Raw genomic sequence first — 15746 nt, 5'->3', positions numbered from 1 at the left:
TCATTTGACTTACTTTCTATACTGACTGATCTATTAATTTTACTCCCAGCCTTGTTTTGCAATACCGGCTTTAATAGCTTCCAATGCTTTTGCCTCGCCCAATAAGGTGGTTAATTTATTTCCTTTACCATCGTGTCCTTGTGCCATATAAGCACCTTTTGCAGTTTTTGTAATAACCGCATCCTGAATGGGAACACCTTTCTCTTTTGTTTTTACGTTGTATGCAGTGAGTGTAATTTCAGACATAATTTGGTTCATTTACTTGGTTAGTATAATAATAAAAAAGTTGATCTAGTCTTACAAAATCTTAGCCAGAACATTAAAACAGGGTTTAAATATACGCCTTTTTTGTATTACCCTCCTTTAGCATTGATTTAGAATATGTAACAGCAACATTAATAACAAACCTGCTGGTAAAAATCACTACCGTTCAATAGTGTCTTTACTAACGGTGGCCTATGCGCTAAAAAACAAAATGTGCAAATGAATTTGTATTTCATTTGCACATTTTCATAAATATAAATATGCTATTTACACATCAAGGCGTGCATACTTAGCATGGCTTTCTATAAATTCACGACGAGGTGCTACTTCATCACCCATCAGCATACTAAAGATGCGATCGGCCTCGGCAGCGCTTTCGATAGTTACTTTTTTCAATGTGCGGCTGTCGGGGTTCATGGTAGTTTCCCACAATTGTTCAGCGTTCATTTCACCCAAACCTTTGTATCGCTGAATGCCAACGCTTTCTTCTTTTCCACCGCCCAGCTTTTCAACCAGTGCTTTGCGTTGTTCTTCATTCCATGCATAAGCCGACTCTTTACCTTTTTTAACCAGGTATAATGGTGGCTGGGCAATGTATACATAGCCCTGCTCAACCATTTCTTTCATATAACGATAAATGAAAGTAAGGATCAGTGTGGCAATGTGGCTACCATCCACATCGGCATCGGTCATGATAATGAGCTTGTGATAACGCAGTTTAACAAGGTTCAACGCTTTGGGATCTTCAGGTGTACCTACTGTTACACCCAGCGCAGTATACATATTACGAATTTCTTCATTCTCGTAGATCTTATGCTCCATGGCTTTCTCTACGTTCAGGATCTTACCACGAAGCGGCAGAATAGCCTGAAAGCTGCGTTCACGGCCTTGTTTGGCAGTACCACCGGCCGAGTCACCCTCAACCAGGAACAGTTCGCAACGCTCCGGATCACGATCACTGCAATCGGCCAGTTTACCGGGCAAACCGCCACCGGTCAATACCGATTTACGTTGCACCAGTTCCCGTGCTTTACGGGCAGCGGCCCTTGCCTGTGCGGCCAGAATAACTTTGGCAATGATATTTTTAGCTTCCTTGGGATTTTCTTCCAGGTATGCTTCCAATACTTTTGATACGGTTGAATCAACCACACCGCTTACCTCACTGTTACCGAGTTTTGTTTTTGTTTGTCCTTCAAACTGCGGCTCGGGAACTTTCACTGAGATGATAGCGCTTAATCCTTCGCGGAAGTCATCACCTTCAATTTCTACTTTCGCTTTTTCAAACAGGTTCTGGCGATCACCGTAGCTTTTGAAAACGCGGGTCAATGCCCGGCGGAAACCGGTAACGTGTGTACCGCCCTCGATGGTGTTGATGTTGTTTACGTATGAATAGATGTGCTCGCTGTAACTGTCGTTATAGGTCAACGCTACTTCCACCGCAACATTTGTTTCCTCGTCTCTTCCTTCAACGTTAATGATAGTGGGCAGAAAAGAGGTACGACCAGCGCTTTTATCGAGCATTTCAACAAACTCTGTAATACCGCCTTCGCTATAAAATTCCTTTGAATAGCTCTCCCCGTTATCATCTTTTTCACGCAGATCAATCAGAGTGATCCGAATACCCCGGTTCAGGAAAGCCAGCTCACGCAAACGGGCTTCCAGGATATCCTTTTTATAGACACTGACTGTAAAAATGGTTGTATCGGGCCAGAAGTGCACCAAAGTACCAGTTTGTTCGCTGGCACCTATTTCGCGCACTTCATACTGAGGCACGCCAATGTGATATTCCTGTTCGAAGATCTTGCCTTCACGTTTTACAGTAACATGCAGTTTGGTACTTAATGCGTTCACGCAACTCACACCCACCCCGTGCAAACCGCCGGAAACTTTGTAGGTGTTTTTATCGAATTTACCACCCGCATGCAGGATCGTCATTACCATTTCCAGGGCGCTCTTTTTCTCCTTGCTGTTGATGCCCGTAGGAATGCCCCGGCCATCATCATCAACTGATACGGAGTTATCGTCGTGTATGGTAACCACGATATTTTTACAAAAGCCTGCCAGGGCTTCATCGATAGAGTTATCTACTACTTCATACACCAGGTGGTGGAGACCTTTCTCTCCAATATCACCAATGTACATCGCAGGACGCTTGCGCACTGCTTCCAAACCTTCTAAAACCTGAATGCTATCTGCTCCGTAACTGTTATTGGCATTAATAGGGATTTCCGTAGTTTCTGTAGCCATAGATTCGTGTGGAATACTCAAGAAGTTTATAAAAAATTAATCCTGCAAATTTACTGAAAATAAAAGGGTTTAACCTCATTTAATGCCCCTTTTTATGAACTTTTTTACAAGCCTGAAATCCGCCAACAGCCTGTGTTTTAAAGGATAGAAGCCCAGGTTTTCCACATTGTTCCAGAATAGTTGATAAGTTCCATACACCGGCGTTTTTTTGCCGGTGTATCTTTACTGCACGATATTTGATAGCTTATACAATTTTACCAGGTTATCAATTGGATTTATGGACAACCGCAACTACTCCCAGATTACTTTTGAGTTCAGCAGTGAAGTGCCCGCAGAACAGGAAAATGCAGCCTCTGTGGGGGTAAGGGTAAAGTCATTGAAAACAGACCCTGAACCGATTAAAACCCCGGAAACCGAGGCGGAAACGCCTTTAGCAGAATCTGTCGTAACTCCGGTAAAAAAGTCCACCAGGGGCCGTAAATCGCTCAAGGCCCTCGATGCCGAGGCTGACCTGGTAAACATCCCTGATGACGAAACCCTTTTTCAACGCCAGTATTATTCCATTGGAGAAGTAGCCGATATGTTTGGCGTAAACCAGTCGTTGCTTCGTTTTTGGGAGAATGAATTCGATATCATTCAACCCCGCAAAAACCGTAAAGGCGACCGCCATTTCAGACCAATTGACATAAAAAACCTGGAGCTTATTTATGACCTGCTGCGCCGTCGCAAACTCACCATCGAAGGGGCGAAAGATTTCCTGAAGAAAAGCTCCAAAGCAAAAGAACATTTTGAGATGATTCAATCCCTGCAATCATTAAAAGGATTTTTACTTGAAATAAAAGCTGCTTTGTAGTAGAATAATTCACTATGTAATTAATACTCAATATGTGAGGTGAAAAGTTATTATGGCACATAGCGAAAAATCTGTAAATTCCATGTAACAACACTACCCTCTATGTGGAAATATCTGCTAATAGTTCTTACCCTGATTTGCCAGTATCACACCCATGCACAAACCGCCGTGAATGAAACATCCATCAACGGCATCTGGTACGTAACCCGTTGGGAAACTACCGACCGCCTGCTCGATTTTCAGGACACCCTTGCCAGCTTCCGATATATGGTTGAGAACTACAAACAAAAGAACAAACTACCTGGTGTTTTAAAGGCAGACAGCATACGTATAAGACAGGAACTTAGAAAAGTATTATCTGCTGCCGAAACCATTCGCTTTAAACTTGCGTTCAACAAAGACAAATCTTTTTTATGGAGTGGCAATACCGAAAACAGCGCCCAATTCAAAGGCACTTATGCAATGGGGCCTAACAACACAACCATTGTGTTAACCAGCTTCGATGGCCTTTCTAAAGCCTACCGTACCATGTCATTGAAAGTGCACTCTTTACAAACCACTCAAATGACCATCGAGATACCTTCTGAAGAACCGGGTTTTAAACAAAGCAAGTTTACTTTAAAGCGGCTATAGGGGAGAAATTCTTTAGTTTACACTACTTGTTTCCCATCTTCTTTCGTAGCCAGCCTGATATTTATTTCACCCATAAGGTTTATCAGCATGAGGTTTACCTGCTGACGCAGCTCATTAAAATCTGCTATAGGTATAGGTGCCGCAAAAAATTCAACATGAATAACGAATGCATTCTCCTGAATGTCTGAGAGGAACACGTTAAAATTCTCAACCTTATCTTTTCGTTGGGTTAAATAGTTTTTAACCCGTAAAACAAACTGGTTCACGGCATCATGTGGCGTATCGGCATGTAGTTTCAACTGTACAAATGCACGCCGCTGGGTACGCAGTGACAGGTTATCGAGTATACTATCCACCATTTGTTTATTGGGAACCGAAACATAGGTTTTTTGATCGGTTCTTATGCGGGTGCTGCGTAATCCAATGCGTTCTACAGTACCGGTAATATCGTGCACCTTTACCTGGTCGCCCATGGTAAACGGTCTGTCGAAAAAGATAATAAAGGAAGCGATCAGGTTCTCCAGGCTTTCGCGTGTTGCCAACGCAATGGCTGCCGTAGCGATGCTCAACCCCGTTAGCAGATTGCTGATGTTATAATGAAAGGCGAATTTCAGGATCAGCAAAATGCCAAAAATCACCAGCACCACTTTAAAGAAATCCTTGAAGAAGACTATCAGCTGGTTATCGGCTGCATCAGCTGTCTGATCGGCCCGGTGATGCAGGATCATTGCAATAAAGTCCATGATCCGCAGCAACAACCATATAAACACAATGATTAATACAATGATGGAAATGGCATCAACAAACTCACGTACATTGAATTTGTATATATCAACATTAAGGTTCTGCGGAAAAGTGAGTTTATTGAAGACAATTAAACTTAGTAAAACAAGCAGGAACACTTCCAGCGGCGAAACCACCAGTTTTATAAATGAAGTTCTGTCAACCCCGCGTACTACACGCCCCACAATAGCAAATAATACCCCTGCCACGTAGCGCGATAATAATCGCTTGAACAAAAATATAAGCAGTAATGAACCCGCTACTATCAGGTAGCTTCTAATAGAATTGTCGAGGATAACCTTATCTAAAAAAGATCCCATTTAAAATATTCGGTGGCTTTAAACTTTTCAAAGTTATAAACTTTAAAAAGTAATCGGTCTACAAATTAGTTACAATATCAGGAAAGCAATCAGTGATAAGAAAACACCTCCAGGCGGTTGTTACGCAGCACATATAAATTACCGGGCATGATCTTTATTTTTTGTGCATCCCGCATGGCTGCAGGTATGGGGTAGTTTTGCAAATTCAAGGTACCGGCTTCATAACGATACAACATATTGGCATCCCGGCCATAAATGGCATTGCCAATAACGGTAAAATCCGTCCAGCCCTTTAATTGAATCCGGTTTTTATAGGCTCCGTAATAATCAAACATATAAACGCCCTTCAACGAATCGTATAAATATACCAACCGGTTCTGGTCAACAATGAACTGGGGTGAAGGGGCAGTATCTACGATCATCCTGAAATCGGTCGTTTGATCGAGCACCCGGCCATCTTCAGCCACCCGCTTCAGTTTGCTCTCCAATTCATCATATACCCAAATATTATTATCGTACGACTGGCCAATGGCATTTACCTGAAACAACTGTTGTTTTCGAAGATCAATAGTTGCCCGGGGGTTCAAAAACCGGTCCAACACAACGATGGTACCAAAGTCGCGGAAGTACAACAATACGCGCAATGGATTGGTAACATCTATCAGGTACAGTTTTCCATATTGCCGCACATTATTAAATACTGCAATAGAATCACCTGCCGGCCCCATCTTTTTTATTTGTCCGGTATTATTCAGAATATACAGATTGCCGAGGTTATCAACCGTAAAATCGGTTACCTGTTGGCCGGCCAGTTTATTAAAAATAAAGGTAGTATCAGCTGTTTGTGCGCAGGCGGTTTTACAGCAGTACAAAAAAGAAGTTAATATGATCAGTATGCGAACCACTAATGGCGTACGATTTTGTTTTCAAGTTCAGGATAACGGGTGGTAAGGGTTAGCTGATCTCCATCAAAAACCGCATAGGTATAATATCTGATCCAGTCGCCCAGGTTAATATACCGGCTGCCGCCCTTTAAGGTGAAATCAATGGGCAGGTGCCGGTGCCCGAATACCAGGTAATCGTAATGCTGTTGTTTCAGCATGTCTTTACAATAAGTGATCAGCCATTCATTTTCTTCGCCATAAAACTTATCATCGGCTGCACCTGTTACGTGGCGGCTTCTGCGACTGAGGTAATTGGCCAAACCCATTCCCATATACGGCGGTAAAATACCGAAAAGCCACTGGCATATTGGGTTGCGAAAGATCTTCTTCATCATCTTGTAACCATGATCGCCAGGTCCCAATCCATCACCATGCCCCACCCAGAATTTTTTATTATTGAATTCAAATGCGTGGGGTTCAAAGTATACGGGAATATTCAGTTCCTTTTGAAAATAATCCTTCATCCACATATCGTGATTACCAACAAAGAAATGCAAGGGAATACCCGAGTCTGTTATTTCGGCCAGTTTTCCCAGTAAGCGCACATAACCCCGCGGTACAACGGTCCGGTATTCGTACCAGAAATCAAACATATCGCCCACGATAAATATTACCGCCGCGTCTTTTCGTATCTCTTCTAAAAACTCAACAATACGTTTTTCACGCACCAGGCTCGACGCATGGTCGGGGCTTCCAAGATGGAAATCTGACAGAAAGTATATCTTTTTACCGGGATTCACGCGTTCTTAGTTCTATGTTCTTGTTAACTTGTCAATTTATCAACTCTTTCAACCTCCCGCTCACTTCCCTATACCCATTTTATAAGCCACATAATCACCTGACTCTATCCTATGCTGGTTAATAATGTCTCTATTATACCAGTACATCCAGGCAATTACAGTAGAATTTTTGAATAACACATTTACCGGTTCCCTTCTGAATAAAGGAATGCCGCCGGGTTCAACCAACAGCCCTTCGTAGTCATCGAGTTGTTCCATCACATAGTCAAACTCTTCCTGTTGGGCAATATGATACAGTTCTCCGGTAATTAAACAATCTTCTGTACTGGGAATAGCGGCGGGATAGTCACCCATATCGAACAACTGACCCGGCACTGCCCCCACCCCATCAAATATAAAATACCGGCTTATATAGGAATATACAGGCAGATGACATCCACTTCGTAGTGTACCATATAAAAATAACCGGTAAATATTTGATTGCATGTGCGTGAAACGTAAAACATGTAATAGGGTCACCCGTTCAATAGCAGGCCTTATGCCGATTGCTATTTTTATTGATCCACCAGAAATACGTATACCTCTTTTGGACCATGCACCCCTACCACCAGCATTTTTTCAATATCAGCTGTACGGCTGGGGCCTGTTGCAAAGGTGATCAACGATGGAAGATTACCGTTGTATTTCTCCCGGGCTTTGGCCAATGCGTCTTTAACATCATACACGAGTTGACTGGTATGAGCAATGCAAATATGCACGGGCGTATATACACTTACCGTACGGCCACTTTCCTGGGCAGCTGACATAACAATGCTACCGGTACGGGCCACCAGCCATTCGCAGGTAGTGATAGCCGTATCGCAAGAAGCCAGATCGGTGTGAGAATAATTGTTGAATTGATTATCTGCGAGCGTTTTTCGTAAACCTTCCTCTTTACAATATACCTTATCCCATTTGTTAGCGGCAACAAGCTGGCTAAGCTGGGCAGCCAGCTCCTGATAGTTTTCGCAAAAAACAAATTTCCCCTGAAGTCTGGTAAACCGTTCTGCGAATTCTAAACCCAGGTCTTGCTGAGAAGGTTGATAAACGGAACTATTTCCTTCACTTGCCGGAAAAGGGAGAGGCGTTGAACTAGTCAACGCCTTTCGTATTTTTTTTAAAATATTTTCTTTTGCTGGAGAAACGTTCATAACATCAATTATGTAGCAGGGTGATTGGTAACGTTGCTGTCGTAAGGAGGAACACCTTCGCTGATGGCTCCTTCGGCATGGCCTTCGCCATCTACATCAAGTGTTTTCTTATCTGTAAAAGGACGTTTTCCAATCAATGCTTCTACATCACTTTGAAACAACACTTCTTTTTCGAGTAAAGCTTCGGCTAGTTTTTCAACCTGTGACTTTTTCTCGGTAAGCAATTCCTTGGTTTTTTCATACGCCACTTCTATCAGCTTACGCACCTCTTCATCTATGATTTTGGAAGTTTCTTCAGAGTATGGTTTGGTGAATGAGTTTTCCGCAGCAGGATCGTAAAAACTTACATTGCCCACTTTTTCATTCATGCCATATACAGTAACCATCGAATAGGCTATCCGTGTGATCTGTTGCAGGTCGTTCTGTGCACCGGTTGATATTTTACCGAAGAAAATATCTTCGCTCGCGCGACCGCCCAATGTCATACAAACCTGGTCCATCAGCTGATCGGTATTGTACAGGTATTGCTCTTTGGGTGTATACTGTGCATATCCCAGGGCGGCAACGCCTCTTGGTACAATAGTCACTTTCAATAATGGATACGCATGCTCCAGGAACCAGCCGCAAATTGCGTGACCAGCTTCGTGGTAAGCGATGATGCGTTTTTCGTCGGGAGAAATGATCTTGTTTTTCTTTTCCAAACCACCGATAACACGGTCAACGGCATCCTGGAAGTCGTCCATTTCAACGGATTGCTTTCCTTTACGGGCAGCTATCAGGGCGGCTTCGTTACATACGTTGGCAATATCGGCGCCGGCAAAACCTGGTGTTTGTTCAGCCAGTTTATGAATATCTACTTTTTCAGAGATCTTGATCGGTTTCAGGTGCACTTTAAAGATGTGCTCGCGGCCTTTCAGATCAGGTTTGTCGATAGAGATCTGACGGTCGAAACGGCCGGGACGCAGTAACGCACTGTCCAGTACATCGGGGCGGTTGGTAGCAGCCAGTACGATGATTCCGCTTTCGCCGCTGAAACCATCCATTTCAACCAGTAACTGGTTCAGGGTGCTTTCCCGTTCGTCGTTGCTCATGATCGCGTTTTTACCGCGTGCACGGCCAATAGCATCAATTTCATCGATGAAGATAATACAAGGCGCTTTTTCACGGGCTTGTTTAAACAGGTCGCGAACACGGCTCGCACCTACCCCAACAAACAGCTCCACGAAATCACTACCGCTCATGCTGAAGAAAGGAACCTGTGCTTCACCAGCCATGGCTTTTGCCAGCAGGGTTTTACCGGTTCCGGGAGGACCTACCAGCAATGCACCTTTTGGAATTTTACCACCAAGTGCGGTGTATTTCTTGGGATTCTTTAAAAAGTCAACGATCTCCATCACCTCTACCTTGGCTTCATCAAGACCAGCTACATCCGAAAAGGTAATGTTTACTTTCGTGCCTTTATCGAACAGGGTTGCTCTTGATTTGCCAATGTTGAAGATACCACCGGGGCCACTGCCACCGGAAGCACCGCCACCCATTTTCCGCATCAACATTACCCATATGAGCACGATCACTACAAGAGGTAACAGGAATTGAATGATAGAGCCAAACCACTCTCCTTCCTGAATGGGTATATTGGCAACCCGGGTAAGTTCAGGATGTTTATCGAAGTAGGCGTTCAGTTCTTTATTAAAATCATCAGCTTTAATAACCTTGAATTCGAAGTGCGGACCCTTATCACCAACGCTGGTCCAGTTATTTTTTGAAAGCTGGTCTTTGTATTTATCCAATCTGTCTTTCTTGATAAATACGCGAACCGTATTTTTATTGGTAACTGTGTTAAGCTTATCTACATCCCCATTATCCAACATTTTGTAAAACTCGAGATCGGTAATGGTTTTAGCGTCGGGAGCAAAGGAACCAAATAATTGAAAGCCTACTAAAACTGCGAAAATAATAGCCCAAACCCAGTAAATATTGAATTTTGGACCTTTCCGCTGTCCACCACCGTCATCACGGGGCCGTAAGCGAGGGAAATTGCGGTCGTTCTGTCTTGACTCGTCTTGTGACATAGTATATTGTTGCTTGTCCTTGGTTTTCTAGATAAAATAATTAATGATCGACGACGCTAAATTGTTCGCCTAAAAAGCTGTTAGTTAATCATTATTTCGCACAAACCGGCATTTTAACATTAAATTTTGCTGGTGAGCTTAATATTCTTCACCTTCAGCATCGTTCCACATTTCTTCCAATTTGTAAAACTTGCGGGTTTCCGGTTGCATTACATGCACGACAACGTTAACGTAATCGATTAATATCCAGTGGGCTGTCTGTTGTCCTTCGCTATGGAAAGGAGTTTCTTCAGCAGTTGCCCTAACATGCTCCTGTACAAAGTCGGCAATAGCCTTTACCTGTGTGGTACTGCTGGCTTCACAAATAATAAAAAAGTCGGCAACAGCTTCGGGGATTTTGCGCAGGTCCAACGACACAATATGCTCTCCCTTCTTTTCCTTTATGGCGTGAATGATTGCTTTGTAAATCTTTGAATTTTTTGTTAACCGGGCTACACTATTTCGCTTACGACGGGTAGCTAACAATGAAACTTGTTCCAATAATCCTGTGTTTTAATGATCAATGTGTTTTAGGTTCTGGTAGCGAGGAGCTCTGATTTCAGACTCGTTTCTTCCCTGACCGGGGAAGTGACTTCAGGTAATTAAAATACGAATAAATCCGCTTATTACCACATTTCTTACTAAACGCTCAAGGGCAATCCCTAATTTCGCACTTCCCAAAAATAATAATCTTTTGTCACATCCTGGTAAAGAGGCTCCTATTGGTCATCCTTATATAATATTACCAACAATAGACAGCACCAACAACTATGCCATGCGGCAAATACAAGCCGGATTGGCAACTCATGGCACCACCTGGTTCGCCCTGGAACAAACAGCCGGTAAAGGCCAACGGGGAAAAAGCTGGTTAACAACCCCTAATCAAAACATCATGCTTAGTGCGGTTATTGTACCCGGCTTATTGCCCAGTCGCCAGTTCTGGCTCTCTGCTACAGTAGCCCTCGCCTGTTATGATTTTTATAAAAAATATGCCGGGGATGAAACCGCTATTAAATGGCCAAATGATGTGTATTGGCGTGACAGAAAGGCAGGTGGCATTTTAATAGAAAATGTATTCCGCGGTACCGATTGGTTATTTGCCGTAGCAGGCATTGGAATAAACATAAACCAGGTTGTTTTTGATCCCAGTTTACCCAACCCGGTTTCATTGAAACAGATCACCGGCAAAGATTTTGATGCGGCTGCATTGGGTCAGGAACTGTGTCAGTCGCTGGAACACCGGTACCGGCAATTACAGGCAGGTGGTATTGAAACCATCATGTGGGAATATCAACAGGTGTTATTCAAATTACATCAGCCCGTTACCTTGAAAAAGGGCGCTGCTTTGTTTGAAACTACCATTATGGGTGTTTCAGATAATGGCCAGTTGTTAACCAAAGACGTGATGGAACGCGCATTTGACTTTGGCGAGGTAGAGCTTATTTTAAAATAAAAGCCTCCCGAAAAATCGGAAGGCCTATTTATTGTTCACTGGGTAAAAACGGCTTATTTTTTCTTTTTATTTACCTGAAACACGCGCGACAGGTTAAAGCCAAACCGGATATCACCTTTCCAGAAATCATCTCTGGTACCGGTTAAGAAGGCTTTTTCATTCATACCGGTGCTGTTACTAAAGTGTAACTGAAATACGTGACCGCCGGTCTCAATATCAAATCCCATAGATAAGGGGTCTTTGGTTCCGGGTTCACGTCCTGCCAGTATGGGATGATAATCTACTACAAAAGCAGTGCGTTTAGAAAGTTTCAACCGGCCACCAATCCCTAATGCCCAGGTATTGTTCTCCTGATCGGCTTTTGCAACCAGATTGCGGTGAACCATAATAGGGCTTACCTGCAAACTGAAGGCGTTGCTGAATTTGCGTCCGATGATTATTTGATGGTAATAAGCTACACGTGAAGAGAAATAGTTTTTCCGGGTGGTATCTGCCCAGGGCATGGTTTGAACCGTAACACCCGATACCCATACTACAGAAACCGGAGAACCGCCACCTGCACCCTGGCGTATTGGGCGGAATTTAAAAAAGCCATCCAATTCTTTATCCAGGGTACTTCTTCCCACACCTACACTTAAGTTATCAGTTATGCCATAGTCAAACCCCATACGCATACTGGCCTGGTCTAAACCAAAAAATTCTTTAGCGCCCTCGCTGATAAGGCCAAAACGGTGCAGAATACGCACGTCCAGCACGCCCTTGCCCAGCAGTTCCATAGACTGGCCGTTGATAACACGTGTTGATTTGAAGGCGCCGGTTGCATATTCTTTTTTTGCAGAATCCTTGACCATGCTTAACAGGTCCTGGTCCTGCGCCTGAATGGTATTGGCCGCCGTTATAACAAAACAGGCAGTCAGGAGTATGTAGGTTATTTTGCTCATATTGGTTGGTTATTTAGTTTGGTCTGTGCCGTTTATTGTTTCAATGGTTCCAGCGTACAGCTTACTGAAATGTTTATGGTATCTGACATGTTTTGCGCTACTGTACCGGGAATGTCAATGTCGTAATCAGACATCAGGATCTTGAGTTTGGAGGCAGCCTGCAGCTTGCCATCCTTCACCGTGATTTTGCCATCCGCTTCTACATCTTTTGTTTGTCCATGCAGGGTAAGCTTGCCTTTTATATGAACCGTATAGGTACCATCCTTTGTGTAGTTTACTTCACTGTTGTTAACTATTTGTCCGCGAAACTCGGCCTTGGGGTATTTATCGCTTTCTACGTAATTTTCATTGAAGTGTTCCTGCATCAATGCTTTTTTGAATTCAAAACCTTTCATGAGTACTGCAAACTGAATGTCACCGGTTTTTGAATCGAGTACACAGGTAACACTGCGATGCGTTGCTTCAATGGTTTCAATAGCGCCCTTTGAAGAAAACTGTATGTTTCCGCTTTTGGTGAAGAATTTGTCCTGTGCCATTAATGACGCCGCCATTAATATAAGGCAGCACGATATAATGCCTTTCTTTATCAAGAAACTCATAATAAAATATTTGGTTTTAACAATTGCTTAGTTGCCTATAACGCAGCGGTTTAATTGAACATCTGATCCTAACAGCCCTGTTTCATCTTTATTAAATCCGGTAATGGCTCCTTTAATAGTTATAAGGGCTCCTTTTTGTAGTGATCCTACCGTGGTATTGGCGGTGCTGTCTAATACGCAACGAACGCCCGACATATCACTGGTGTCGCCCAGTACAACGGTGTTCTGCGCTGCTTCCACGTTCTTAACTATGCCTTTTACCGATAAAATTTTATTCAGGTACTTTTTATTAGTGGCGTCTTCGCTACTAACAAATTCTTTGATCAGATCTGTAGCATTTACAGTAAAATCAGCACTTACATTGGCGAGCCCCTGAACGGTCCTGTTATATTGGTACCAGCCATAACCGGCAGCCAATGCAATAACTACTACGATACCACCAATGATTGTCCTTTTCTTGTTCATGGAAGATTGTGAATTTAATTGTTGGGTGCGCCTGAGTCAACCCAGCAGCTTATAGATTTTATTTGGCTTTGCGTTAGCGAGCCGTCTTCAGGCATAAAACGGGAAACCACCGCCGATTTTATTTGCGTAGCGGCATTTTTTATTTGTGTATATGATGTTAAGGCGCCTGGTCCATTGGTGCTTCCTGCTGCATGACAATCGGGTTTGGCACAACTGGATTGTATAATCGGGTTCACATCGGCTACAAACGATGCATTTACACCATCGCAGGTTGAAGCACCGTACAGGATCTCTTCCTTGTCGTTATAACAACCATAAAATAATATCATACCGCCTGCTAAAACGCCTGTAATTTTTTTAATCATAGTATAGCAATTAATTCAGCTGTTTAAGGAGTTTAGTTTTTCTATGAGTGACTGCATCCATGCTTTTTTCTATGGAGTTGTACGATTAACCGTTTCATTTGGTTGCCTTTCACTGATTTTCGTGGGTAACTTGTAACAACTACAATAAAAAACCCTGTCCTTAAAAGGACAGGGTAACCAAACCCTAAAACTAAAAAATAACCCATATACAAGTAAGCCGGTTACCCGGCCCACTTACAGATTTGAATCAGGGCTTAACCTCGATTACACTTTACCAGTTAATTACTTTTTTTTTTAATATAGCCCCTTCCGGGTTCTTAACCCAGCTGGGCAAGGAACGGGGATATTCTCAGCCAATGGCAGAATTTTCAGAAAACAATACGATAAAGAATTTAACAGAGTTGCCCCGGCATATATATTCGATCTGCTGCCATTACATTTAAACCAGGTTAAAGGAGCCAGACATTCAGGCCGTTGTATTATAGTATAGCAGCGAATGTGCTAAAACAACGATCTTGTAAAGGGTGATTTAACCTGACTTGTGCGGCTGCTTTGTGAATTGCTTTAAAGTTCAGGTACTTAACAGTAAATTTGATAAAAGTTCAGCAACAGTACATGACGGAAAAGAATCAACTGTATAGAAAAAAGATCATAAAGCATCTGTATTTTTCTAATATGCTATCCTGCGCTGACCTGAGCGACAAGATCCATAAAAGCTTACCCGTTACCACCAAAATGCTGGGCAAGCTTATTGAGGAAGGTTGGGTTACCGAAACCGGTTTTGCAGCATCTACCGGCGGACGGCGTGCCGTTATGTATTCCCTGTTGCCCGATATATTATATGTGGTATCGGTGGCCATGGACCAGTTGATTACCCGAATTGCCATTCTGAACATGCAGAACAAACAGGTAGCTGCCACTGAATTGTGCGAGCTTCCTTTACTAAAGAACCCACTGGCGCTTGATATGCTTACCGAAAAAATTGACGAGGTTATAACCCGGTCGGGCATCTCAAAAAACAGTATTGCCGGAGTGGGTATAGGCATGCCGGGGTTTGTTGATTCTGCCAAAGGCATGAATTATACTTTTCTGGAGCCCGAACAGGGTTCCCTCACCCAATACATTTCATCAAAGATCAAACTACCGGTATACATCGACAACGACTCCCGCCTGATTGCCCTGGCGGAGTTGATGTTTGGAGCCGCCCGCACCAAGAAAAATGCCATGGTGATAAACGTTGGCTGGGGGGTTGGTTTAGGTATGATCCTGAATGGCGACCTCTTTCGTGGACACAACGGGTTTGCCGGCGAGTTCAGCCACATTCCGCTTTTCCTAAATAATAAACTATGCAGCTGCGGCAAAAGTGGCTGCCTGGAAACCGAAACTTCCCTGTTGGTGGTTATTGAAAAAGCAAACAAAGGCCTGAAGGAGGGCAAAATATCGCTGTTGAATGAACTATCAGTAGAACATGCAGAACAGGCTTTCCAGGACATTATTAAAGCTGCAGGTAAGGGTGATAAGTTTGCTGTAGAAATTTTATCTGAATCAGGTTATAATATAGGTAGGGGCGTGGCAATCCTGATCCATTTACTGAACCCGGAACTGGTGATCTTAAGCGGTCGCGGGTCATCGGCAGGAAAGATCTGGCAGGCGCCTATACAACAGGCATTAAACGAACATTGCATTCCCCGGCTGGCCTCCAATACAGAAATTGAAATTTCTTCCCTTGGCTATCAGGCCGAAGTTACCGGCGCCGCCGCCCTGGTAATGGAAAACTTTGAGAAAAATGAGTTTAAAAAGGAACCGGCACATCCGGAGAAGTTGGTGAAGAAGTAATA

At 43.3% G+C, this 15746-nt stretch carries 17 protein-coding genes; 4 read left to right on the top strand and 13 right to left on the bottom strand.

The annotated features are described in order from the left end of the window. Nucleotides 1-39: 39 nt before the first annotated feature. Nucleotides 40-246, bottom strand: coding sequence for a hypothetical protein (locus BMX95_RS05750; protein ID WP_014221898.1), 207 nt, complete (start codon nucleotides 244-246; stop codon nucleotides 40-42). 285 nt (nucleotides 247-531) lie between these two features. Beyond that, complete coding sequence (gene gyrB / locus BMX95_RS05745; protein ID WP_081201029.1) at nucleotides 532-2511, bottom strand: DNA topoisomerase (ATP-hydrolyzing) subunit B; 1980 nt, start codon at nucleotides 2509-2511, stop codon at nucleotides 532-534. A 277-nt stretch (nucleotides 2512-2788) separates the two neighbouring features. On the opposite strand from gyrB, the gene BMX95_RS05740 reads away from it, so the two are divergent. Together BMX95_RS05740 and BMX95_RS05735 are read left to right on the top strand one after the other, a co-directional pair. Continuing rightward, complete coding sequence (locus BMX95_RS05740) at nucleotides 2789-3364, top strand: MerR family transcriptional regulator (protein ID WP_090519313.1); 576 nt, start codon at nucleotides 2789-2791, stop codon at nucleotides 3362-3364. A 102-nt stretch (nucleotides 3365-3466) separates the two neighbouring features. Beyond that, a complete protein-coding gene (locus tag BMX95_RS05735) occupies nucleotides 3467-3997 on the top strand; it encodes a hypothetical protein (RefSeq protein WP_081201028.1) in 531 nt (176 codons plus the stop codon). Between the two features lie 17 nt (nucleotides 3998-4014). Here the strand turns inward: BMX95_RS05735 and BMX95_RS05730 are convergent, their stop codons facing one another. The 7 genes from BMX95_RS05730 to rsfS all read right to left on the bottom strand — a co-directional run bounded on the left by BMX95_RS05730 (nucleotide 4015) and on the right by rsfS (nucleotide 10586). Beyond that, nucleotides 4015-5100: a mechanosensitive ion channel family protein gene (locus BMX95_RS05730; protein ID WP_081201027.1), complete on the bottom strand. Its 1086-nt coding sequence runs from the start codon at nucleotides 5098-5100 to the stop codon at nucleotides 4015-4017. A gap of 89 nt (nucleotides 5101-5189) precedes the next feature. After that, complete coding sequence (locus tag BMX95_RS05725; RefSeq protein ID WP_133053944.1) at nucleotides 5190-5972, bottom strand: hypothetical protein; 783 nt, start codon at nucleotides 5970-5972, stop codon at nucleotides 5190-5192. 32 nt (nucleotides 5973-6004) lie between these two features. Next, nucleotides 6005-6784: a UDP-2,3-diacylglucosamine diphosphatase gene (locus tag BMX95_RS05720; RefSeq protein WP_081201025.1), complete on the bottom strand. Its 780-nt coding sequence runs from the start codon at nucleotides 6782-6784 to the stop codon at nucleotides 6005-6007. Between the two features lie 60 nt (nucleotides 6785-6844). Then, entirely contained in the window at nucleotides 6845-7270 is a 426-nt protein-coding gene (locus tag BMX95_RS05715) for a gamma-glutamylcyclotransferase family protein (protein WP_081201024.1), read from the bottom strand. Between the two features lie 68 nt (nucleotides 7271-7338). Next, complete coding sequence (locus BMX95_RS05710; protein WP_081201023.1) at nucleotides 7339-7974, bottom strand: LutC/YkgG family protein; 636 nt, start codon at nucleotides 7972-7974, stop codon at nucleotides 7339-7341. A gap of 8 nt (nucleotides 7975-7982) precedes the next feature. Then, entirely contained in the window at nucleotides 7983-10046 is a 2064-nt protein-coding gene (ftsH, locus tag BMX95_RS05705; RefSeq protein WP_081201022.1) for an ATP-dependent zinc metalloprotease FtsH, read from the bottom strand. Between the two features lie 138 nt (nucleotides 10047-10184). Continuing rightward, on the bottom strand, nucleotides 10185-10586 hold the full coding sequence (gene rsfS / locus BMX95_RS05700) for a ribosome silencing factor (protein WP_081201021.1): 402 nt from the start codon (nucleotides 10584-10586) through the stop codon (nucleotides 10185-10187). A 193-nt stretch (nucleotides 10587-10779) separates the two neighbouring features. Here rsfS and BMX95_RS05695 point away from each other — a divergent pair, with 193 nt between their 5' ends. Beyond that, entirely contained in the window at nucleotides 10780-11538 is a 759-nt protein-coding gene (locus BMX95_RS05695; RefSeq protein WP_242673141.1) for a biotin--[acetyl-CoA-carboxylase] ligase, read from the top strand. A 53-nt stretch (nucleotides 11539-11591) separates the two neighbouring features. Here the strand turns inward: BMX95_RS05695 and BMX95_RS05690 are convergent, their stop codons facing one another. The 4 genes from BMX95_RS05690 to BMX95_RS05675 are packed head-to-tail and all read right to left on the bottom strand — an operon-like array spanning nucleotide 11592 to nucleotide 13908. Next, nucleotides 11592-12479, bottom strand: a complete 888-nt coding sequence (locus BMX95_RS05690) for a DUF5777 family beta-barrel protein (RefSeq protein WP_081201019.1) — start codon at nucleotides 12477-12479, stop codon at nucleotides 11592-11594. Nucleotides 12480-12511: 32 nt separating this feature from the next. After that, on the bottom strand, nucleotides 12512-13078 hold the full coding sequence (locus BMX95_RS05685; RefSeq protein WP_081201018.1) for a YceI family protein: 567 nt from the start codon (nucleotides 13076-13078) through the stop codon (nucleotides 12512-12514). Nucleotides 13079-13105: 27 nt separating this feature from the next. Further along, a complete protein-coding gene (locus BMX95_RS05680; RefSeq protein ID WP_081201017.1) occupies nucleotides 13106-13543 on the bottom strand; it encodes an OB-fold protein in 438 nt (145 codons plus the stop codon). A gap of 14 nt (nucleotides 13544-13557) precedes the next feature. Then, nucleotides 13558-13908 carry a hypothetical protein gene (locus tag BMX95_RS05675; RefSeq protein WP_081201016.1) on the bottom strand — a complete coding sequence of 117 codons (351 nt, stop codon included), beginning with the start codon at nucleotides 13906-13908 and terminating at the stop codon, nucleotides 13558-13560. 615 nt (nucleotides 13909-14523) lie between these two features. Between BMX95_RS05675 and BMX95_RS05670 the strand changes: the two genes are divergently transcribed. Next, on the top strand, nucleotides 14524-15744 hold the full coding sequence (locus BMX95_RS05670) for an ROK family transcriptional regulator (RefSeq protein ID WP_081201015.1): 1221 nt from the start codon (nucleotides 14524-14526) through the stop codon (nucleotides 15742-15744). Nucleotides 15745-15746 lie beyond the last annotated feature (2 nt).

The organism is Niastella yeongjuensis, from assembly GCF_900110245.1.
GTDB classification, from domain to species: domain Bacteria; phylum Bacteroidota; class Bacteroidia; order Chitinophagales; family Chitinophagaceae; genus Niastella; species Niastella yeongjuensis.
This window is presented reverse-complemented; position numbering and strand designations above follow the sequence as displayed.

What these genes read in the sequence shown, in the direction of transcription:
- BMX95_RS05750 (WP_014221898.1), bottom strand. Translation starts at nt 246, where the DNA reads ATGTCTGAAATTACACTCACTGCATACAACGTAAAAACAAAAGAGAAA.
- gyrB (WP_081201029.1), bottom strand. Translation starts at nt 2,511, where the DNA reads ATGGCTACAGAAACTACGGAAATCCCTATTAATGCCAATAACAGTTAC.
- BMX95_RS05740 (WP_090519313.1), top strand. Translation starts at nt 2,789, where the DNA reads ATGGACAACCGCAACTACTCCCAGATTACTTTTGAGTTCAGCAGTGAA.
- BMX95_RS05735 (WP_081201028.1), top strand. Translation starts at nt 3,467, where the DNA reads ATGTGGAAATATCTGCTAATAGTTCTTACCCTGATTTGCCAGTATCAC.
- BMX95_RS05730 (WP_081201027.1), bottom strand. Translation starts at nt 5,100, where the DNA reads ATGGGATCTTTTTTAGATAAGGTTATCCTCGACAATTCTATTAGAAGC.
- BMX95_RS05715 (WP_081201024.1), bottom strand. Translation starts at nt 7,270, where the DNA reads ATGCAATCAAATATTTACCGGTTATTTTTATATGGTACACTACGAAGT.
- BMX95_RS05710 (WP_081201023.1), bottom strand. Translation starts at nt 7,974, where the DNA reads ATGAACGTTTCTCCAGCAAAAGAAAATATTTTAAAAAAAATACGAAAG.
- ftsH (WP_081201022.1), bottom strand. Translation starts at nt 10,046, where the DNA reads ATGTCACAAGACGAGTCAAGACAGAACGACCGCAATTTCCCTCGCTTA.
- BMX95_RS05690 (WP_081201019.1), bottom strand. Translation starts at nt 12,479, where the DNA reads ATGAGCAAAATAACCTACATACTCCTGACTGCCTGTTTTGTTATAACG.
- BMX95_RS05685 (WP_081201018.1), bottom strand. Translation starts at nt 13,078, where the DNA reads ATGAGTTTCTTGATAAAGAAAGGCATTATATCGTGCTGCCTTATATTA.
- BMX95_RS05680 (WP_081201017.1), bottom strand. Translation starts at nt 13,543, where the DNA reads ATGAACAAGAAAAGGACAATCATTGGTGGTATCGTAGTAGTTATTGCA.
- BMX95_RS05675 (WP_081201016.1), bottom strand. Translation starts at nt 13,908, where the DNA reads ATGATTAAAAAAATTACAGGCGTTTTAGCAGGCGGTATGATATTATTT.
- BMX95_RS05670 (WP_081201015.1), top strand. Translation starts at nt 14,524, where the DNA reads ATGACGGAAAAGAATCAACTGTATAGAAAAAAGATCATAAAGCATCTG.